22 protein-coding genes are annotated in these 18,028 nt (G+C 71.5%); 16 read left to right on the forward strand and 6 right to left on the reverse strand.

What is annotated here, in order from left to right:
* Positions 1–5 precede the first annotated feature (5 nt).
* The 3 genes from lipA (at position 6) to ACFY01_RS09715 (ending at position 2,218) form a co-directional block, all read left to right on the forward strand.
* Positions 6–971, forward strand: coding sequence for a lipoyl synthase (gene lipA, locus ACFY01_RS09705; RefSeq protein WP_390735129.1), 966 nt, complete (start codon positions 6–8; stop codon positions 969–971).
* A 273-nt stretch (positions 972–1,244) separates the two neighbouring features.
* Entirely contained in the window at positions 1,245–1,445 is a 201-nt protein-coding gene (locus ACFY01_RS09710; RefSeq protein ID WP_390735130.1) for a hypothetical protein, read from the forward strand.
* Positions 1,446–1,516: 71 nt separating this feature from the next.
* Positions 1,517–2,218: a DUF4191 domain-containing protein gene (locus tag ACFY01_RS09715; protein ID WP_390735131.1), complete on the forward strand. Its 702-nt coding sequence runs from the start codon at positions 1,517–1,519 to the stop codon at positions 2,216–2,218.
* A 96-nt stretch (positions 2,219–2,314) separates the two neighbouring features.
* Here the strand turns inward: ACFY01_RS09715 and ACFY01_RS09720 are convergent, their stop codons facing one another.
* Positions 2,315–2,782: an RDD family protein gene (locus ACFY01_RS09720; protein WP_390735132.1), complete on the reverse strand. Its 468-nt coding sequence runs from the start codon at positions 2,780–2,782 to the stop codon at positions 2,315–2,317.
* Between the two features lie 223 nt (positions 2,783–3,005).
* Between ACFY01_RS09720 and glnA the strand changes: the two genes are divergently transcribed.
* A complete protein-coding gene (gene glnA, locus ACFY01_RS09725) occupies positions 3,006–4,415 on the forward strand; it encodes a type I glutamate--ammonia ligase (protein ID WP_390735133.1) in 1,410 nt (469 codons plus the stop codon).
* 63 nt (positions 4,416–4,478) lie between these two features.
* Here the strand turns inward: glnA and ACFY01_RS09730 are convergent, their stop codons facing one another.
* Positions 4,479–4,727, reverse strand: a complete 249-nt coding sequence (locus ACFY01_RS09730; RefSeq protein WP_390735134.1) for a hypothetical protein — start codon at positions 4,725–4,727, stop codon at positions 4,479–4,481.
* Positions 4,728–4,995: 268 nt separating this feature from the next.
* Between ACFY01_RS09730 and ACFY01_RS09735 the strand changes: the two genes are divergently transcribed.
* From ACFY01_RS09735 to ACFY01_RS09745, 3 genes are all read left to right on the forward strand, one after another.
* Positions 4,996–5,253, forward strand: coding sequence for a hypothetical protein (locus ACFY01_RS09735; protein WP_390735135.1), 258 nt, complete (start codon positions 4,996–4,998; stop codon positions 5,251–5,253).
* Between the two features lie 107 nt (positions 5,254–5,360).
* On the forward strand, positions 5,361–6,281 hold the full coding sequence (gene htpX / locus ACFY01_RS09740; RefSeq protein ID WP_390735136.1) for a zinc metalloprotease HtpX: 921 nt from the start codon (positions 5,361–5,363) through the stop codon (positions 6,279–6,281).
* Between the two features lie 2 nt (positions 6,282–6,283).
* Entirely contained in the window at positions 6,284–6,868 is a 585-nt protein-coding gene (locus ACFY01_RS09745) for a hypothetical protein (RefSeq protein ID WP_390735137.1), read from the forward strand.
* A gap of 22 nt (positions 6,869–6,890) precedes the next feature.
* Here ACFY01_RS09745 and ACFY01_RS09750 read toward each other — a convergent pair whose 3' ends face one another.
* Positions 6,891–7,181, reverse strand: a complete 291-nt coding sequence (locus tag ACFY01_RS09750) for a hypothetical protein (RefSeq protein WP_390735138.1) — start codon at positions 7,179–7,181, stop codon at positions 6,891–6,893.
* Between the two features lie 79 nt (positions 7,182–7,260).
* On the opposite strand from ACFY01_RS09750, the gene ACFY01_RS09755 reads away from it, so the two are divergent.
* Entirely contained in the window at positions 7,261–8,916 is a 1,656-nt protein-coding gene (locus ACFY01_RS09755; RefSeq protein ID WP_390735139.1) for an alpha/beta fold hydrolase, read from the forward strand.
* A 16-nt stretch (positions 8,917–8,932) separates the two neighbouring features.
* Here ACFY01_RS09755 and ACFY01_RS09760 read toward each other — a convergent pair whose 3' ends face one another.
* Positions 8,933–10,288, reverse strand: coding sequence for a DUF2252 domain-containing protein (locus ACFY01_RS09760; protein WP_390735140.1), 1,356 nt, complete (start codon positions 10,286–10,288; stop codon positions 8,933–8,935).
* A gap of 182 nt (positions 10,289–10,470) precedes the next feature.
* Between ACFY01_RS09760 and ACFY01_RS09765 the strand changes: the two genes are divergently transcribed.
* Positions 10,471–11,652 carry a winged helix DNA-binding domain-containing protein gene (locus tag ACFY01_RS09765; RefSeq protein WP_390735141.1) on the forward strand — a complete coding sequence of 394 codons (1,182 nt, stop codon included), beginning with the start codon at positions 10,471–10,473 and terminating at the stop codon, positions 11,650–11,652.
* A gap of 71 nt (positions 11,653–11,723) precedes the next feature.
* On the opposite strand, the gene ACFY01_RS09770 is transcribed toward ACFY01_RS09765, so the two are convergent.
* Positions 11,724–11,978 (reverse strand): hypothetical protein, encoded by a 255-nt coding sequence (locus ACFY01_RS09770; protein ID WP_361437672.1) that lies wholly within the window; start codon positions 11,976–11,978, stop codon positions 11,724–11,726.
* 135 nt (positions 11,979–12,113) lie between these two features.
* Between ACFY01_RS09770 and ACFY01_RS09775 the strand changes: the two genes are divergently transcribed.
* Positions 12,114–12,476 carry an arsenate reductase family protein gene (locus tag ACFY01_RS09775; protein ID WP_390735142.1) on the forward strand — a complete coding sequence of 121 codons (363 nt, stop codon included), beginning with the start codon at positions 12,114–12,116 and terminating at the stop codon, positions 12,474–12,476.
* Positions 12,477–12,586: 110 nt separating this feature from the next.
* Positions 12,587–13,327, forward strand: a complete 741-nt coding sequence (locus ACFY01_RS09780; protein WP_390735143.1) for a hypothetical protein — start codon at positions 12,587–12,589, stop codon at positions 13,325–13,327.
* Between the two features lie 3 nt (positions 13,328–13,330).
* On the opposite strand, the gene ACFY01_RS09785 is transcribed toward ACFY01_RS09780, so the two are convergent.
* Entirely contained in the window at positions 13,331–14,185 is an 855-nt protein-coding gene (locus ACFY01_RS09785; protein WP_390735144.1) for an alpha/beta fold hydrolase, read from the reverse strand.
* 79 nt (positions 14,186–14,264) lie between these two features.
* Here ACFY01_RS09785 and ACFY01_RS09790 point away from each other — a divergent pair, with 79 nt between their 5' ends.
* The 5 genes from ACFY01_RS09790 to ACFY01_RS09810 all read left to right on the forward strand — a co-directional run bounded on the left by ACFY01_RS09790 (position 14,265) and on the right by ACFY01_RS09810 (position 18,016).
* Positions 14,265–14,768 (forward strand): MarR family winged helix-turn-helix transcriptional regulator, encoded by a 504-nt coding sequence (locus ACFY01_RS09790; RefSeq protein WP_390735145.1) that lies wholly within the window; start codon positions 14,265–14,267, stop codon positions 14,766–14,768.
* A 110-nt stretch (positions 14,769–14,878) separates the two neighbouring features.
* Entirely contained in the window at positions 14,879–15,916 is a 1,038-nt protein-coding gene (gene glnII, locus ACFY01_RS09795) for a glutamine synthetase (RefSeq protein WP_390735146.1), read from the forward strand.
* Positions 15,917–16,055: 139 nt separating this feature from the next.
* Positions 16,056–16,178: a hypothetical protein gene (locus tag ACFY01_RS09800; RefSeq protein WP_390735147.1), complete on the forward strand. Its 123-nt coding sequence runs from the start codon at positions 16,056–16,058 to the stop codon at positions 16,176–16,178.
* Between the two features lie 118 nt (positions 16,179–16,296).
* A complete protein-coding gene (locus ACFY01_RS09805) occupies positions 16,297–16,908 on the forward strand; it encodes a winged helix-turn-helix domain-containing protein (RefSeq protein ID WP_390735148.1) in 612 nt (203 codons plus the stop codon).
* Between the two features lie 70 nt (positions 16,909–16,978).
* Complete coding sequence (locus tag ACFY01_RS09810; protein ID WP_390735149.1) at positions 16,979–18,016, forward strand: NAD-dependent epimerase/dehydratase family protein; 1,038 nt, start codon at positions 16,979–16,981, stop codon at positions 18,014–18,016.
* Positions 18,017–18,028: the final 12 nt, after the last annotated feature.

The following is an 18,028-nucleotide window of genomic DNA, read 5'->3' on the forward strand; positions in this document are numbered from 1 at the left end:
CGGTCGTGTCCGCAGTCACCCCCGACGGACGCAAGATGCTGCGCCTGGAGGTCCGCAACAGCCAGACCCCCATCGAGCGCAAGCCCGAGTGGATCAAGACCCGGGCGAAAATGGGTCCCGAGTACACGAAGATGCAGAACCTCGTGAAGAGCGAGGGGCTGCACACGGTCTGCCAGGAAGCCGGGTGCCCGAACATCTACGAGTGCTGGGAGGACCGGGAGGCGACCTTCCTCATCGGCGGTGACCAGTGCACGCGGCGCTGCGACTTCTGCCAGATCGACACCGGCAAGCCCGAGGCCCTGGACCGCGACGAGCCGCGCCGCGTGGGCGAGTCCGTGGTCACCATGGACCTGAACTACGCCACCATCACCGGCGTCGCCCGCGACGACCTGGAGGACGGCGGCGCCTGGCTGTACGCCGAGACCGTGCGCCAGATCCACGCGCAGACGGCCGGCCGTGAGGGCGGGCACACCAAGGTGGAGCTCCTCGCGCCCGACTTCAACGCGGTCCCCGAGCAGCTGGCCGAGGTCTTCTCCTCCCGCCCCGAGGTCTTCGCGCACAACGTCGAGACGGTCCCCCGGATCTTCAAGCGGATCCGCCCCGGCTTCCGCTACGAGCGCTCGCTGAAGGTCATCACCGAGGCCCGCGACTACGGCCTGGTCACCAAGTCCAACCTGATCCTCGGCATGGGCGAGACCCGTGAGGAGGTCAGCGACGCGCTGAAGCAGCTGCACGAGGCGGGCTGCGAGCTGGTCACCATCACGCAGTACCTGCGCCCGAGCGTGCGCCACCACCCGGTGGAGCGCTGGGTCAAGCCGCACGAGTTCGTGGAGCTGAAGGAGGAGGCCGAGCAGATCGGCTTCTCCGGCGTGATGTCCGGTCCGCTGGTCCGCTCCTCGTACCGCGCCGGGCGGCTCTACCAGATGGCGATCGAGAAGCGAGGCGCCTACATCGCCTCGCAGGCCGTCTGACCCGCGGTCACCCCCGTTGCGCCGTCCGGGCGCCGGACAAGCGTGTGAATTCACGCACAAGAAACTACTGGCAAGTAGTGACCGATACGACGCGGTCCTGACAGTCCTCGCAGATGAGGACACCCGTCAGGACCGCGTCGCCGTTTCTACCTGGTCCAACGAGGCTTCATTGCCGTTTGACCGGTCGGTCACACCCTGGTAACACCAATCAGTGACGCTGGACTCACGCCACGTACACCCCGTACCCGCCGCCGTATCGAGGGGGTCCTCCACATGCAGGCCGCGCCCGTTCGCGCCACCGCCATCCCGTCGTTCACCGACGCGCTCCGCGCCGTCGAGTCCCTGCTCATGAGCGGCGGCCAGCGCACCGCCCGCCGCAACGCCTGGACCTCGGTCCTGGAGGACCGCCGCCGCGCCAAGGACCGGGTCGAGGCCCAGCGCGTCCTCGAGCAGGCGGTCACCCCCCGCCCCTGAGCACCCCCCTGGATCGCGCCTCCCGGACACTGCCGTCGTGGGCGCTCCTGGGGACACGTAGACTTCGGGGCATGGCGAGGAAGGAAACCGCAGCGGATGCTGCGAATGCCGGGCGACTGAAGCAGATCGCCCTTACCTACAAGATGACCCGCAAGGCCGACAGCAAGATCGGTCTTGTACTCGCAGCCGTCGGCATCGGCATCCTCGGTGTCTTCCTCGCGATCGGCTTCTTGATCGGGCACCCCATCTATCTCGGCATCCTGGGCCTGCTGCTCGCCTTCCTCGGGACGGCGATCGTGTTCGGGCGCCGGGCCGAGCGGGCCGCCTTCGGCCAGATGGAGGGCCAGCCGGGCGCCGCCGCGGCCGTGCTCGACAACGTCGGCCGGGGCTGGACGACCACCCCCGCGGTGGCGATGAACCGCAGCCAGGACGTGGTGCACCGCGCGGTCGGCAAGGCCGGCATCGTGCTGGTCGCCGAGGGCAATCCGAACCGGGTGAAGAGCCTGCTGGCCGCCGAGAAGAAGAAGATGAACCGCGTCGTCTCGGACGTGCCGGTGCACGACATCATCGTCGGCACGGGCGAGGGCCAGGTCGAGCTGAAGAAGCTCCGCACCACGATGCTCAAGCTCCCGCGGGTCCTGAGCGGCCCCCAGGTCACCGCCACCAACGACCGGCTGCGCGCGATGGGCGACCTGATGAGCAACATGCCGCTGCCGAAGGGCCCGATGCCGAGGGGCATGCGGATGCCGCGCGGCGGACCGAAGGGCCGCTGAGCCACCCCGTACGAGAGAATTTCCTACGACGATGGGGGCGGCCCGGATCACTCCGGGCCGCCCCCATCGTCGTACTCGAACATCGTCGTACTCGAACTAGATGCGGACCTCGACCGTCCTCGCCAGCCGGTCGTGCAGACCGCGTCCGTCGCGGTCCCAGATCAGGGCCGGGATCGCCAGGCACAGCAGGATGGTGCGGACCAGGGAGCGCAGCGGCTGGACGCGGCCGCTGTCCACGGCGACCACGCGGATGCCGAAGAGGCGCTTGCCGGGCGTGAAGCCGACCGTGCCGACGGTCAGGACGCTCAGAACGAGGAAGACGAGCAGGGCCCAGTTGCTGGTGGCGGGGCTGTAGCCGTGCGTGATCAGGCGGTATGCGATCAGGACGCACAGGGCCCAGTCCACCGCCAGCGCTCCCAGCCGCCGTCCCGGGCGGGCGATCGAGCCCGGTCCGTCCTCCGGGAGACCGAGCTGCTCGCCCCGGTATCCGAAGTCGGCACCGGCGTCTTCCATGGCCGCGCGCGGCCCGGAAAGCCACGATCCGATTGCTTGCCTGTTGTCCACCCGTCCACGGTACTGCGCCCGTATATGCCCGCCGGTCGGCGGGGTGTCCCAAGGGGTGGTCGGGGCTACGGTGGAACGAGGACCGGTTAACTTCTGCGAAACAAACGGGTCACGCCCGAGAAACCACCCGTCCCTAGGGTCGAGGTCAGCGTGTGCCACCGCACTGGCCGCACTTACGAACTACCACCCCGGCACGGGAACGGCCGGGAGTAGGAGGAGCTGGATGTTCCAGAACGCCGACGAGGCCAAGAAGTTCATCGCGGACGAGGACGTCAAGTTCGTCGACGTCCGGTTCTGCGACCTGCCGGGCGTCATGCAGCACTTCACGGTGCCCGTCGAGGCGTTCGACCCGGACGAGGAGCTCGCCTTCGACGGATCCTCGATCCGCGGCTTCCAGGCCATTCACGAGTCCGACATGGCGCTGCGCGCGGACCTGTCGACCGCCCGGGTCGACCCGTTCCGCCGTGACAAGACCCTCAACATCAACTTCTTCATCCACGACCCGATCACGGGCGAGCAGTACTCCCGTGACCCGCGCAACGTGGCGAAGAAGGCCGAGGCGTACCTGGCCTCCACCGGGATCGCGGACACCGCGTACTTCGGTCCCGAGGCCGAGTTCTACGTCTTCGACTCCGTCCGCTTCGCGACCACCGCGAACGAGTCCTTCTACCACATCGACTCCGAGGCGGGCGCCTGGAACACCGGCGCCCTCGAGGACAACCGTGGTTACAAGGTCCGCTACAAGGGCGGCTACTTCCCGGTCCCGCCGGTCGACCACTTCGCCGACCTGCGCGCCGAGATCTCCCTGGAGCTGGAGAAGAACGGCCTGAAGGTCGAGCGCCAGCACCACGAGGTCGGCACCGCCGGCCAGGCCGAGATCAACTACAAGTTCAACACGCTGCTCGCCGCCGCCGACGACCTCCAGCTCTTCAAGTACATCGTGAAGAACGTCGCCTGGCGCAACGGCAAGACCGCGACCTTCATGCCGAAGCCGATCTTCGGTGACAACGGCTCGGGCATGCACGTGCACCAGTCGCTGTGGAGCAACGGCGACCCGCTGTTCTACGACGAGCAGGGCTACGCCGGCCTGTCGGACACCGCCCGCTACTACATCGGCGGCATCCTCAAGCACGCCCCGTCGCTGCTGGCCTTCACCAACCCGACGGTGAACTCGTACCACCGTCTGGTGCCGGGCTTCGAGGCGCCGATCAACCTGGTGTACTCGCAGCGCAACCGCTCCGCCGCGATGCGTATCCCGATCACGGGTTCGAACCCGAAGGCCAAGCGCGTCGAGTTCCGCGCGCCCGACTCCTCCGGCAACCCGTACCTGGCCTTCTCGGCCCTGCTGCTCGCCGGCCTGGACGGCATCAAGAACAAGATCGAGCCGGCCGAGCCGATCGACAAGGACCTCTACGAGCTCGCTCCCGAGGAGCACGCGAACGTCGCGCAGGTCCCGACCTCGCTCCCGGCCGTCCTCGACTCCCTGGAGCGCGACCACGAGTTCCTGCTCGCCGGTGACGTCTTCACGTCCGACCTGATCGAGACGTGGATCGACTTCAAGCGCGCGAACGAGATCGCTCCGCTCCAGCTGCGTCCGCACCCGCACGAGTTCGAGCTCTACTTCGACGTGTGATCCGGGCCTGACCCTGCTGAGGGCCGCCACCCCCACGGGTGGCGGCCCTCAGCGTTACCGCTCTCAGCTGACCACGATCACCACGAAGCCGCCGTTGTTGAAGCCGAAGCCGTTGTTGAAGCCGAAGCCGTTGTTGAAGCCGAAGCCGCAGTTGTCGAAGAAGCGACTGCAGCCGCCGTGGGTGGATGCCTGGGTCGCCTTCGACGGCGCGGCTGCCGAGGCCGTGCCCGCCGTCCCGATCGTGGCGCCGCCGGCCATCAGAACGCTGATCGCGGAGACCGCGAAGAGACGCCTCGCGCGTTGTGCTTTCATGAGTGAACCTCCTTCCATCCCCTCGTGCGGTCTGCTGGGGCACGAGACGGATGGCCGCGGCCGCCGGACTAGGAGTCGGCGCGGTCGTAGGTGGTGCCGCAGGTAGAAAACCAGGGCTGAACGCAGCCCCCCTAAGCGGCTCTCACCTGAAAAGCCTAGCCGGGCATCGACCACCCGGCATCCCGTGCAACCTTCCGCGCCTCCCAGGCTTCCTACTCTCGGGGGAGCATCCCTCCCGACACCGACGGACGAGAGAGGTTGTACGGGGATGACTGAACAGGACGACTGGGAGCGGGAGTTCGACCACAGATGGGCGAGCTCGGCGGAGCACAAGGAGCCGTCCGCCCGGGCCCGGATGCTGGCCGCCCGGTGGAAGGAGAATCCGCCGGACCCGGCACCGTTCCGCGCGGACCCGGGCCCCGTGACGCCGCGCCGGTCGTCGTGGATGTCGACGGCCGTGGTGCTGGGCTGCGTGGCCGGGGTGATCGTTCTGCTCGGTTACGCGCAGATGCGGGCCTACCGGTGACTCACAGGGCCCTTTGCTGCTCCTAGGGCCGTTCGGAACCTCTTCATGGGAATGCGCGGGTGCACACTGGACAGCGGGACGAGTGCCTGACTGCGGGGTGATGCAAGATGCAGAGCCGCTTTAGGAGCGACCGGCGGTTGACCGCGCGCATGGGGCTCACGCTGTTCCTGCTCGGGCTGCTGTACGTGGGGTTCGTCGCCGCGCTGATCGTGTTGCTGAAGTCCTGGGTGCTGGTCGCGGTGGTCGCGGCGGCGCTGCTCGGGGCCCAGTACTGGTTCTCCGACCGGATCGCGCTGTTCGCGATGCACGGGCGGGTCGTGGAGCGGGAGGAGTATCCCGAGCTGCACACGGTGATCGACCGGCTGTGCGCCATCGCGGACATGCCGAAGCCGGTCGTCGCCGTGTCCGGCATGGACATGCCGAATGCGTTCGCGACCGGGCGGAACGCCGACAACGCCGTGGTCTGCGTGACAAGTGGGCTGCTCAGACGGCTGGAGCCGGCGGAGCTGGAGGGCGTGCTCGCGCACGAGCTGTCGCACGTGGCGCACAAGGACGTCGCCGTGATCACGATCGCCTCGTTCCTCGGTGTGATCGCGGGCCTGATCGTGCGGTTCGCGTTCTACTCCGGCCTGTTCGGCGGGGGCCGCAGGGACCAGAACACCGCCGCGGTGATCGCCCTCGTGATGGCCGTCTCGGCGGCCGTGTACGCGATCAGCTTCCTGCTCATCCGGGCGCTGTCCCGGTACCGGGAGCTGGCCGCGGACCGCGCGGCGGCGCTGCTGACCGGCCGTCCGTCGGCGCTGGCCTCCGCGCTCACCAAGGTCACCGGCGACATCGCCCGGATCCCGACGGACGACCTGCGCACGGCCCAGGCCTTCAACGCCTTCTACTTCACTCCCGCGCTGGGCGCCGAGCCCGGACTGTCCCGGCTGTTCTCCACCCACCCCAGCCTGGAGCAGCGGCTGGAGCAGCTGGCCCGGATCTCCGGCGAGCTGGGTGAGGCGGCGCGGCCGGACAGGGCGGGGTGAGCATGGGGCTCCTGGACATCCTCCTCGGCCGGACGAAGCCGGTCGCACCCGACCTCGACCAGCTGTTCGCGCTGCCCTCGGCGGCCGTGACCCTTCAGGCCGCGGCCGGGTTCACGCCGACCGGGGGCGGTGCGGTGTGCTTCGCGACGGTCGAGGGCGCGGCCTTCGAGCAGACGCACCGGGAGGTTCAGGCGCTCCTCGACGCGGACACGGACCGCACCGGCCCGCCGGTGGAACTGCGCCAGGACGACTACGGCTACTCCTGGCTGGTCTCCGAGCGCACCCCCGACCAGCTGCCCCAGCTGGTCAACGACCTGCACGCGGTGAACAGCTCCATGGAGGTCAACGGCTTCGGCCCGCAGCTGCTGTGCTCCCTGGCCGGATTCCGGGACGACTCGGGACACCGGCTGGCGCTGGTGTACCTCTACAAGCGGGGCACCTTCTACCCGTTCGCCCCGCTCGCCGGCGCGTCCCAGCGCCGCGACAACCCCCTCGAACTGCGGGTCAAGGCGGCCCTCGGGAACGATCTGCGCATCGAGCAGGACCTGAGCCGCTGGTTCCCGGTGTGGGGAGCCCCCGGTCTGTGACCGGGGGCTCCCGCCGGGCCTGTCAGCTCTTCTTCGCGCGCTCCTGGCGCCGGGCCTCGAAGGGGCGCTCGCGGCGGTAGCGGCGCTCCCACTTGGCCTGGCGGTCACGGCGCTCGCGGTACGCCCGGTACGTCGCGGGCGCACCCGCTCCCCCGGCGGGCGGGGTGGCACCGCCCGAGGACGACGCCGACGACGCGCTCACGCCGTACCGCACGTACAGGAAGAGCAGGGCGGCCGCGGCGAGCCACCAGGTGTGGTTTCCGAATCCCAGGACGACCAGGACGACCGCCCCGGACATGACGATGGTGCCCATCTCGGGCCTCCGTTTCCGTGGGTTCGCATTCAGCGTAGGGAGGCGGTCACTGGGCGTGCATCCCGTTTTCCGTGAGTGAATGGGCGCCATGACCGAACCCACCTTCTTCACGCCCTTCATGTACGCGTACGACGGTGAGCGACTCTCCGGTGTCCACGGCGGCGGGCCCGGCCGGGCCGCCGTGGTCCTGCTGCACGGTGCCGGCAACGGCAGTGAGGAGCGGTCGCGGCCGCTGCTCGGGGAGTTCGTCGCCCGGGGCTGCCGCGGGCTCGCCTTCGACTTCTCGGGGCACGGCAACAGCAGCGGCGCACTGCGGGAGTTGAGCCTGCGGCGGCGCTTCGAGCAGGCCGTCGCGGTGATCGACGCACAGGTGCCGGCGGCCGAGCCGCTGGTGCTGGTCGGGTTCAGCATGAGCGGCCAGACGGTGGCGGACCTCGCCCGGCACTACGGGGACCGGGTGGTCGCCCTGGGGCTGTGCGCACCCGCGGTGTACGCCCCGGAGGCGTGGGACGTGGCCTTCGGTGACGGGGAGGGGCGGTTCAGCGGGATCATCCGGACGCCCGGCGGCTGGCGCCGGTCGGCCGCCCTGGAGACGCTGCGGGCCTACGAGGGCCGGGCGGTGCTCGCGGTGCCCGGCACGGACGCGGTCATCCCGCCGGAGGTGACGGCGGCCGTACAGGACGCGCTGTCCGCGCGTGCCCAGCTCACCACCCTCGAACTCCCGGATGCCGAGCACTGGTTGGGCCTGTGGTTCCGCGACCACGCGGAGGACCGGCGGGACTTCGCGGACGCCCTGCTGACCGGCCTCGCCGACCGGGGCTGGACGGCCACCCTGGGCTGGGTGGCCAAGCAACTGCCCGAGGGCCGTTCGGTCACCGGCTCCCGCTTCCTGCGGGGCGGCTGGAGCGCCCAGATGCGCGGCCTCACCCTCGACGACGGCACCGGGCTGGTCCTGCGCACCTTCGTGAAGCCCTTCTTCCGCCGCGCCGCGCCCGGTCTGCTGGCCCGGGAGGCCGGCGTGCTGACGCTGCTCGCCGGGGAGGAGGGCATCCCGGCGCCCGCTCTGGTGGCGGTGGACGCCACCGCCGAACTGTGCGACCACCCTTCCCTGTTGATGACCGCTCTGCCCGGCGGGGTCAGGGTCGACGAGCCGGGCGCGGCGGAGCTGGAGCGGCGCCTGGACCTGCTCGCCGCACAACTGGTCCGGATCCACCGGGTGGCCCCGGCCGAACGGCCGCGCGCGTACCAGGCGTGGACATCGCCGGAAGGCGTGCGCACGCCCGGGGGCGCCCTGTGGGACCGGGCCGTGGACGTCATCAGGCGCGACCCGCCACCGTACGACGGCTGCTTCCTGCACCGGGACTTCCATCCCGGGAACGTGCTGTTCACCGGCGCGGGCGAGGAGACGCGGGTGTCCGGAGTGGTGGACTGGGTGGAGACCTCCTGGGGCCCCGCCGACCTCGACGTCGCCCACTGCTCGACCGCCCTGGCGCTGCTGCACGGCCCGGTGCAGGGCCTGCGGTTCCGGGACCGCTACGAGGCGCACGGCGGCCGCCGGCAGGCAGCGGACCGGGACCATCTGTACTGGCGTCTGCTGGACGCCCTGGCCTACTCCCCCGACGCGGCGAAACTGGCCGGTCCGTGGCGCGAGCTGGGCCGGACCGATCTGACGCCCGAGGTGCTGGCCGGACGCCTGGAGGCGTACGTCCGCGGCCTGCTGGAGCGCTACGGCTGAGCGTCGGCGCCGCCGCTCACCGTCCCGGCGCGGCCCTGACCAGGCCCGCCGCGACGGCCGCGGTCAGGGCCGCGTGGTCGGCGACGGTCTGGTCGGCATAGCCCAGGGCGAAGTCGGCGACGGCGCGGTCGAAGGTGTCGGCGGAGCCCAGGTAGGCGGCGATGGCGATGCGGTCGCCGGAGCGGGCGTGGCCGCGGGCCAGGGCGGTGCCGCACAGCCGGGCGTACTCGGCGAGGCCGCCCGGGCCCGTCCCGGCGACGCCGGCGAAGCCCTGCGTGTCGCGCAGCTCGCGCCAGTAGTAGGCGCGGCCCTGCGGCCCGGTCATCCAGCCGAGGAAGATGTCGCAGGAGGCCTGTAGCAGCCGCTGCCCGGTGACGACCCGGTGGCCGGGGTGGACGAACGGCCCGCTCGGCAGATGCTCCTCCAGGGCGGCCTGCCCGGCCTCCCTGATCTCCAGGAACAGCAGGTCGTCGGCGTCCCGTCCGGCGAGCAGCACGACGAAGCAGCGCAGGCCGACAGCGCCGATGCCGACGACCTTGCGGGCGGCGTCGACGAAGCGGTAGCGGTCGAGCAGGAGGCGGCGCTCCTCGGTGAGGGTGGAACGGTAGTCGCTGAAGGCCTTGCGCAGGGAGGCCGTGTCGGGCGCTCCGGCGGGTTCGAGGAGCGGCGGATCGTGGACGATGCGCCGCCGCCCGTCGACGACCTCCGTGAGCTTGCCGAGGGCGCGCAGGCCGGTGCGGCGGCGGGCGCGGGTGAGACTGGACTCGATGTGCCGGCGTCCGCGGGCGGAGCGGGCGAGGGGCGGCAGGCCGGTGGCCTCGACGCGCTGGTGCCAGACCTCGATTTCGCCGAGCGGGGCCAGCCGGCGCATGGCCGCACGGTAGCCGGCCGCCGCCGCCAGGGCGGCCCTGCGGACCTTCTCCTCCGGGTGGCCGTTCTCGCGCGCGGCCACCGCCACGCTGGCCGCGAGCCGTTTGACGTCCCACTCGAAGGGCCCGGGGAAAGTCTCGTCGAAGTCGATGAGGTCGAACAGCGGTGACCGCTCCGTGGAGGCGTGGACGCCGAAGTTGAGCAGATGGGCGTCGCCGCACAGCTGCACGGTCAGCCCGGTGTGCGGCTGCGCGGCCAGGTCGGCGGCCATCACGGCGGCGGCGCCGCTCAGGAAGGCGAACGGCGAGTCGGCCATGCGCCCGTACCGGACCGGCAGCAGCTCCGGGAGCCGGTCGCGGCCCTGCCGCTCCAGTACGGCGACGGGGTCGGGCCGGTCGGCGGACGGCAGCCAGTGGGCGTGCCCGGCGCGGGAGACGTGCTTGCGGGCGAGCCTGCCGCGCTGGGCGCGGTCGGCGGGACTGGCCGTGGCGGGGCTGGTCATGGCGTGATCCGCCTCCCTCCGCTCGCGTCTCGCGTCGCCTTCTGATCGAAGTGAAGGCGGACGGCCGGGTGACCGCATGCCCCGGTACGGCGAACGGGTGATGGGCGGGACCCGACCGCGGTTGTCAGTGGCCTCGGCGAAGATGAACGCGGGCATCAGTGGCTGACGGGCGGAGGTCTCAGATGAGCGGCGGACGGCGTCGTATCGGCGCGGCGGAACGGCGGGCCCGGCTGGCCGTGCGCCACCGGCTGGCCGGTACGGAGCGGGCGACGAGCCCCGAGGAGGTCGCCGCCTCGCTGGTGGCACTGCACGGCACGGATCCGGCGACGGTGTTCGTGGCGGTGGGTGCGCGGCTGGCCGAGCCGGCGAAGACCGTGCCGGCGACCGAGCGGGCCCTGTACGAGGACCGCACGCTGGTGCGGATGCACGGCATGCGGCACACGGTGTTCGTGTTCCCGACGGACCTGACGGCCGTGGTGCACGCGTCGACGGCCCTGGACGTGGCCGCGCGGGCGCGGGCCAAGCTGCTCAAGGACATGGCGAAGGGCGGCGGGCCGGACGCGGCGTGGCTGGCGGAGGTGGAGGCGTCGACCCTGGCGGCGCTGGCCCGGCGCGGCCAGGCCACGGCGACGGAACTGGCCGAGGACGAGCCCAGGTTGCGGGAGCAGTTCGTGTACGCGGCCGGCAAGGGCTACGAGGCGATGCACACGGTCTCCGGCCGCCTCCTGCGTCTGTTGGGCGTGGAGGGCAAGGTGGTCCGCGGCCGGCCGCTCGGCTCCTGGACCTCGAGCCAGTTCCGCTGGGCGGTGGCACCCGCACACCCCGAACTGGATCCCGCCGAGGCCCGCACCGCTCTGCTGCGCCGCTGGCTCACCGCGTGCGGTCCGGCGACCGAGGCCGACCTGAAGTGGTGGACGGGCTGGCGGGTCACGGACGTACGGGCGGCGCTGCGGGCGATCGGGGCGGAGGAGGTCGCCCTGGACGAGGGGGTCGGGTACGTGGTCCCCGGCGACTTGGAGCCCGTCACCGGGCCGGATTCCCCCTGGGCGGCCCTCCTGCCCGGGCTGGACCCGACGGCGATGGGCTGGCAGCAGCGTGACTGGTACCTCGCGCCGGAGTTCCGGCCGCCGCTGTTCGACGGCAGCGGGAACGTGGGGCCGACGGTGTGGTGGGACGGGCGGGTCGTGGGGGGCTGGGCCCGGCGGGCGTCCGGTGAGATCGTCTGGCGGTTCCTGGACGAGGGGGTGCGCCGTGCGGCGGAGCCCGCGGTGGCGGCGGAGGCGGAGCGGCTGCGGGGATGGCTGGGCGATGCCGGGGTGACCCCGCGTTTCCGGACGCCGTTGGAACGGGAGCTGTCGGCCTGAGGGCCGGACAGGGCTGTGGCTCGGCGTGACCGCCCGCGGCCGGGGCGGCTGCGGGCGGTCGCGCCGACCGGTCAGCGCGAGTACCGCATCAGGGCCCGCACCATGTGGCAGGTCGTGTCCGACGGCGGGTGGATCCCGATGCGCTCCGCCGTGCTCCGGATCGTCTCGTCGCGGGCCTGGTTGGGCACGTAGACGCCGGAGTCGAGCAGGGCGATGGCGAGGCGCATGGCCTTGAGGCGGCGGTTGTGGGTGACGTACCACTCACGGGGACGTCCGGGCGGCAGCGGGCGCTTCATGACGGACGGGGCGGCAGCGGGCACAGGCATCCTCCTGTCGCGGTAAGGGCGTTGCAGGGGGACCCGGCAACACCCTCGAACACTGCTTCTATTCTACTTCCCGCCACCGACAAAAGCCCCTGGCCACAGGGGCTTTCGCCGGGTCTCTCGCGTACCGTTGGCCCCATGGAAATCTGGATCAACCCGGCCTGCTCCAAGTGCCGCAGCGCCATCAGCCTGCTCGACGCCGAGGGCGCCGAGTACACCGTCCGCCGCTACCTGGAGGACGTACCGAGCGAGGACGAGATCAGGGACGTGCTGGAGCGTCTCGGCCTCGAACCGTGGGACATCACCCGGACCCAGGAGGCCGACGCCAAGGAGCTCGGGCTCAAGGAGTGGCCGCGGGACGACTCCGCGCGCGGCCGCTGGATCACCGCCCTCGCCGAGCACCCCAAGCTCATCCAGCGTCCGATCATCACGGCGGACGACGGCACGGCGGTGGTGGGCCGCACGGACGAGGCCGTGCAGGACGCCCTGACCAGGAAGTGAACTTTCCTGTGACGCAGACCACTTGAGAAGACTCACGCAACCGCTGAGTAACTCCGTTCGGTATCTCGTACATAGCGGCGTACGCTCCCCTACCTCTTCAGGAGGCGCGCATGTCCCGCAGGAGAAAACTCGGTACGAAGAAGACGATCGCACTGCTGGCCAGTGCCGCGGCAGTGGCGGGAGGCGGCGCCTTCGTCCTGGCGACCACCTCGAACGCCGCGCAGAGTCCGCAGAAGGCGAACACCCTGTCGTCGGCCGCGGATTCGACCGTCTGCCAGGGGCTGGCCACGGCCCTCGGCAACAACCAGAAGTTCATCGACGGTCAGAAGGCCAACCCGGACGCGCAGTCGCAGGCGAGGATCGCCAACCGCGAGGCGGTCATCGAACAGATCAAGGTGCAGCAGAAGGCGTCGGGATGCGTCGTTGGGGAGTCGGCTCAGGGCTCCCAGGCGACGCAGTCGGCGCAGGCCGGCCAGCAGGGTGACCAGCAGGCCGGGCAGGCGGCCGGTCAGGAGGCCGGGCAGGCAGCCGGTCAGCAGACCGCGCAGCCCTCGCAGAGCGCCGCCGCGGGAAACACCGGCGACGGCGCTGCCGCGGCCTCCGGCCAGCAGGTCTGCAAGGGCTCCACCGTGACGCTCTCCGGCGAAGGCGGTGCCCCGGCGGCCTCCAGTAACCAGTTCCCGGCGGGGACCACGCTGAAGGTCACCAACCTGGACAACAACAAGTCCACGACGGTGAAGGTCACCTCGGTCTCCGGCAGCTGTGTACTGCTGAACAACGCGGCCTTCGAACAGGTCCGCGAGCCCGGCAAGTTCCTCATCCGCCGCGCGGTGATCGAGAAGGTGGGGTGACGCTCAGGCCGACAGGAACCGGGTGAGGTGGCCGGCCAGGCCGACGGGTGCCGCCTGCGGCAGCGCGTGGTGCGAGACCTCCGGGAGCACGACCGTCTCGACGCGCGGCAGCAGCGCGCCGGCCCGGTTCGCCACCTCGTACGTGTCATGAGTCCTGCTGCTCCCGCCCAGGAGCAGCAGGACCGGCATGTCCAGGCCCCGCAGCGCGTCCGGCGCCGGGCGCGGGCCGGTCACCGGCTTCACGGCGGGAAATCCGGCGGCCGCCTCCTGGAGGCGCAGCCAGTCGGTGTCCAGGGCCGCTCCCTGGGTCTCCCAGTCCAGGAAGGCACGGACCCGGCGGGGCGAGGGCCGCAGCAGCATCGGCAGCGCGTGGACCAGGTACGCCGCCTTGAACCCGGCGAAGCACTGGGTCGGGTCCAGGAGGAACAGGCGGCGTATCCGGCCGGGCGCGCGCAGCGCGTAGTGCAGTGCGATCCAGGCCCCGTAGGAGTGCCCGCCGAGGTCCGTCTGCGCCACGCCGAGCCCGTCGAGCAACGCCTCCAGCCAAGCCGCCAGGTCGGCGACCGTACGGGGGTGACGGCCGGCGGCCGGCACGCTGCGGCCGGGGGCGCCGATCAGGTCGGCGGCGAGGACGCGCCTGGTGCGGGCCAGTTCGGCGGCCTGGCCGTACCAGGAGGCGGACGTCGCCCCGCCGCCGCCCGGCAGGAGCAGCAGCGGAGGCGCGTCGCGCGGGCCGCAGGCGTTGACGTGGGTGTCGCCGAAGGGCGTGCCGACGGTCAGCGTCTCCCGCTCCGCCGGCCACTGCGCCAGGACCTCGTCGTACGCGACCCGGAAGGCGTAGCTGTCGTATCCAGTCATGCGGACCCCCTATTATCTCGTTGAGCGAGATACTCGCCGAGCGAGACGTGATGATAGCCGCATCCCGGAGGGACACCGCATGCCGGCCGTGGAACCAGGCCCCGAGCTGGAGATCGTCCACCTGCTGCGCGCGGTGACCGTCGAACTCGGGCTGCACAGCGCGCGGTTCGCGAACCGCAACGGCATGCACCCCACCGACGTACGCGCGCTGATCGCCCTGATGGACGCCCGCCGGGCCGGGCAGGAGACGACCGCCGGACAGCTGGGCGCCGCGCTGGGGCTCAACTCGGCGGGGACCACGGCGCTGCTGGACCGGCTGGAGCGGGCGGGGCACGTGCGGCGGGTGCGCGGCGCGCGGGACCGGCGGAAGGTCGCCGTCGAGGTGGACGAACGCGCGGTCGAACTGGGGTGGGCCTTCTTCGGGCCGCTGATCGAACGGTCGGTGGAACTGCTGCGCGGCTGCGACGAGCACCAGCTGGCCGCGATCCGCGAGTTCCTCGGCGGGGTGCGGGAGGCGGCCGCCGACAACGTGAGCCTGGGCACAGAAACGCCAGGTAACACGGGGTTCACATTTGAGCAATGATCGGGAAATCGCCTGTTGACAGGCTGCCGGGCGACAACGGCGGCGCCCCAGTGCCGCAGCGCCGCAGCACCCGCAAGTGCGCCCAGACACACCCCGAAGGATGTGGCCCCGTGAGCTTCAAGGCTGAGTACATCTGGATCGACGGCACCGAGCCGACGGCAAAGCTGCGTTCCAAGACCAAGATCTTCGGGGACTCGGAAAAGGGCGTGACGGTCGAGGAACTGCCGATCTGGGGCTTCGACGGGTCCTCCACCAACCAGGCCGAGGGGCACGCCTCCGACTGCGTGCTCAAGCCGGTCTTCTCCTGCCCGGACCCGATCCGCGGCGGTGACGACATCCTCGTCCTGTGCGAGGTCCAGAACATCGACCTCACCCCGCACGCGTCCAACACGCGCGCCGCGCTGGCCGAGGTAGCCGAGCGGTTCGCCGCGCAGGAGCCGATCTTCGGCATCGAGCAGGAGTACACCTTCTTCGACGGCTCCCGCCCGCTGGGCTTCCCCGAGGGCGGCTTCCCCGCCCCGCAGGGCGGCTACTACTGCGGCGTCGGCGCCGACGAGATCTTCGGCCGCGAGATCGTCGAGGCCCACCTGGACAACTGCCTCAAGGCGGGCCTGGGCATCTCCGGCATCAACGCCGAGGTCATGCCCGGCCAGTGGGAGTTCCAGGTCGGCCCGCTGTCCCCGCTCGAGGTCGCCGACCAGCTGTGGGTGGCCCGCTGGCTGCTCTACCGCACCGCCGAGGACTTCGGCATCTCCGCCACCCTCGACCCCAAGCCGGTCAAGGGCGACTGGAACGGCGCCGGCGCGCACACCAACTTCTCCACCAAGGCGATGCGCGAGGGCTACGACGCGATCATCACCGCGTGCGAGTCGCTCGGCGAGGGCTCCAAGCCGCTGGACCACGTCAAGAACTACGGCGCCGGCATCGACGACCGCCTCACCGGTCTGCACGAGACCGCCCCGTGGGACAAGTACTCCTACGGCGTCTCCGACCGCGGCGCCTCGGTCCGCATCCCGTGGCAGGTCGAGAAGGACGGCAAGGGCTACATCGAGGACCGCCGTCCCAACGCCAACGTCGACCCGTACGTGGTGACCCGCCTCATCGTCGACACCTGCTGCGCCGCGCTGGAGAAGGCCGGCCAGGCCTGATCCCCCGCACGTTCCCCTCAGGGGCGCCCGCCGTCACGGCGGGCGCCCCTGGCGCTTGTTGGCGGGCACCCTTGACGCTCGTTGTCCGAGGAGTGAGAGAAAGCTGCTGTCACGGGCTCATGTCTGCTTCAATAAGGCCATGGCCAGCTTCCAGAAGTACACCGCGACGGGTCGCCACGACCTCGAGCCCTTCTGGCCCTCCCGTCAGCACCACGACTTCGACCGGGTGTGTTGCCGCGCGGTGAACGCGCGGGCCCTCTAAAGCCGTAACCCCCGGCCTTCGGCCAGCGCGAAACGACGTACGTCCCTCGGCGCGCCCGACCACGAATCGCGGCCGCCGTCCTCCCAGACGGACTCTCGCGCGAAAGAGCTGACCTCTCATGGCGACCACTCGTTCTCTCTCCACCGCCACCAACACCACCACCGCCTCCGCCCACGCTTCCCGGCACCGGCTGCGTGCCGTCGACCGGGACGAGGTGGTCGACGTCGCGGACTTCCTGCCGCCGGGCGCCACCTGGCTGCCCGCCCCGCAGCACACGCTGCCCACCCTGCCGGGCCGGCCGCCGATGGTCGGCTACCTGGTGCTGGTCCCGGCCGACCAGCAGCCGCCGTTCCTGCCCGTCGCGGTGCCCGGCCGGCCCGACACCTCCGACAGCGCCTCGGACAGCGCCTCCGACAGCGCCCTCGGCACCGGTGCCGACCAGCTGGTGCGGATCGACACCGTCCAGCGCACCGCCAGCGTGGACGGACGCGAACTCGACCTCACCTACCTGGAGTTCGAGCTGCTCGCGCACCTCGTGGCGCACCCGCACCGGGTGCACACCCGCGACCAGCTGGTCACCACGGTCTGGGGCTACGGCCACGTGGGCGACGGCCGCACGGTCGACGTGCACGTCGCCCGGCTGCGCCGCAAGCTCGGCGCCGCGCACCGGGGGACCATCCAGACGGTGCGCCGGGTCGGCTACAAGTACGCCCCGCCGGCCGGCCGCTGAGCCGGTTCCGTGCTCTGCTGACGGCAGATTCCCGTTCCGTCCCGCGCCCTCGGCGGGCACGATCACCGGTATGAGACTTCTGGTGCTGGGTGGTACGGAATTCGCGGGACGGGCCGTGGTGGAGGCCGCGCTCGGACGCGGCTGGGAGGTGACCGTCTTCAACCGGGGACGGATCGCGCCTCCCACGGGGGTGCGGGCGCTGCACGGCGACCGCACCCACCCGGAGGGGCTCGCCGCCCTGGCCGGGGACGAGGAGTGGGACGCGGTGGTCGACACCTGGTCGGCCGATCCCCGGGCCGTGCGGGACACGGCGCGGCTGCTGCGGGGCCGCGCCGGGCGGTATGTGTACGTGTCGAGCATCTCGGTCTACGCCTGGCCCCGGGCCGCCGGCTTCGACGAGGACGCGCCCCTCGTCGAGGGCGCCTCGGCCGACGCGGGACAGACCGAGTACCCGCAGGACAAGCTGGGCGGTGAGCTGGCCGCCGTGGCGGCGTTCGGCGCCGACCGGTCGCTGCTGGTGCGGGCCGGGCTGATCCTCGGTCCGTACGAGAACGTCGGCCGGCTGCCCTGGTGGCTGACCCGCGTCGCCCGGGGCGGCCCGGTCCTGGCCCCGGGGCCGCGTGACCTGCCGCTCCAGTACGTCGACGTGCGCGATCTCGCCGAGTGGACCCTGGGCGCGGTGGAGGGCGGGGCGAGCGGGCCGTACAACCTGGTGAGCCCGCGGGGGCACGCCACCATGGGCACCCTGCTGGAGTCCTGCGTGCGAGTCACCGGAGCCGCGGCCGAACTGCGCTGGACCGACCCTCAGGTCGTCCTCGACGCCGGTATCGAACCCTGGACCCAGCTGCCGGTGTGGGTGCCGCCGGACGGCGAGCTGTACGCGGGGGTGCACCACACCGACGTCTCACGGGCGTCGGCCACGGGACTGGTGTGCCGGCCGGTGGGCGAGACCGTGGCGGACACCTGGGCATGGCTGCGGGAGATCGGCGGCACGGCGCCCATGCGACCCGACCGGACGCTCAAGGGTCTGGATCCGGAGGTGGAGGCCAAGGTGCTCGCCGCGGCCGGGGACACGGCGACCGGGGGTGTACCTGGCACCACCCCCTGACATGGGGCTTCG

Origin of the sequence: Streptomyces sp. NPDC001480, from assembly GCF_042894725.1 — a bacterium.
In the GTDB taxonomy this organism is placed as follows: Bacteria; Actinomycetota; Actinomycetes; order Streptomycetales; family Streptomycetaceae; genus Streptomyces.

Bases quoted from the DNA above. Each gene is read 5' to 3' on its own strand.
- ACFY01_RS09755 (WP_390735139.1), top strand. From the start codon at position 7,261: ATGGGCGCCATGACCGAACCCACCTTCTTCACGCCCTTCATGTACGCG.
- ACFY01_RS09750 (WP_390735138.1), bottom strand. From the start codon at position 7,181: ATGGGCACCATCGTCATGTCCGGGGCGGTCGTCCTGGTCGTCCTGGGA.
- glnA (WP_390735133.1), top strand. From the start codon at position 3,006: ATGTTCCAGAACGCCGACGAGGCCAAGAAGTTCATCGCGGACGAGGAC.
- ACFY01_RS09760 (WP_390735140.1), bottom strand. From the start codon at position 10,288: ATGACCAGCCCCGCCACGGCCAGTCCCGCCGACCGCGCCCAGCGCGGC.
- ACFY01_RS09800 (WP_390735147.1), top strand. From the start codon at position 16,056: ATGGCCAGCTTCCAGAAGTACACCGCGACGGGTCGCCACGACCTCGAG.
- ACFY01_RS09730 (WP_390735134.1), bottom strand. From the start codon at position 4,727: ATGAAAGCACAACGCGCGAGGCGTCTCTTCGCGGTCTCCGCGATCAGC.
- ACFY01_RS09810 (WP_390735149.1), top strand. From the start codon at position 16,979: ATGAGACTTCTGGTGCTGGGTGGTACGGAATTCGCGGGACGGGCCGTG.
- ACFY01_RS09775 (WP_390735142.1), top strand. From the start codon at position 12,114: ATGGAAATCTGGATCAACCCGGCCTGCTCCAAGTGCCGCAGCGCCATC.
- ACFY01_RS09735 (WP_390735135.1), top strand. From the start codon at position 4,996: ATGACTGAACAGGACGACTGGGAGCGGGAGTTCGACCACAGATGGGCG.
- ACFY01_RS09770 (WP_361437672.1), bottom strand. From the start codon at position 11,978: ATGCCTGTGCCCGCTGCCGCCCCGTCCGTCATGAAGCGCCCGCTGCCG.
- ACFY01_RS09765 (WP_390735141.1), top strand. From the start codon at position 10,471: ATGAGCGGCGGACGGCGTCGTATCGGCGCGGCGGAACGGCGGGCCCGG.
- htpX (WP_390735136.1), top strand. From the start codon at position 5,361: ATGCAGAGCCGCTTTAGGAGCGACCGGCGGTTGACCGCGCGCATGGGG.
- ACFY01_RS09745 (WP_390735137.1), top strand. From the start codon at position 6,284: ATGGGGCTCCTGGACATCCTCCTCGGCCGGACGAAGCCGGTCGCACCC.
- ACFY01_RS09790 (WP_390735145.1), top strand. From the start codon at position 14,265: ATGCCGGCCGTGGAACCAGGCCCCGAGCTGGAGATCGTCCACCTGCTG.
- ACFY01_RS09805 (WP_390735148.1), top strand. From the start codon at position 16,297: ATGGCGACCACTCGTTCTCTCTCCACCGCCACCAACACCACCACCGCC.
- ACFY01_RS09710 (WP_390735130.1), top strand. From the start codon at position 1,245: ATGCAGGCCGCGCCCGTTCGCGCCACCGCCATCCCGTCGTTCACCGAC.
- ACFY01_RS09785 (WP_390735144.1), bottom strand. From the start codon at position 14,185: ATGACTGGATACGACAGCTACGCCTTCCGGGTCGCGTACGACGAGGTC.
- ACFY01_RS09780 (WP_390735143.1), top strand. From the start codon at position 12,587: ATGTCCCGCAGGAGAAAACTCGGTACGAAGAAGACGATCGCACTGCTG.
- ACFY01_RS09715 (WP_390735131.1), top strand. From the start codon at position 1,517: ATGGCGAGGAAGGAAACCGCAGCGGATGCTGCGAATGCCGGGCGACTG.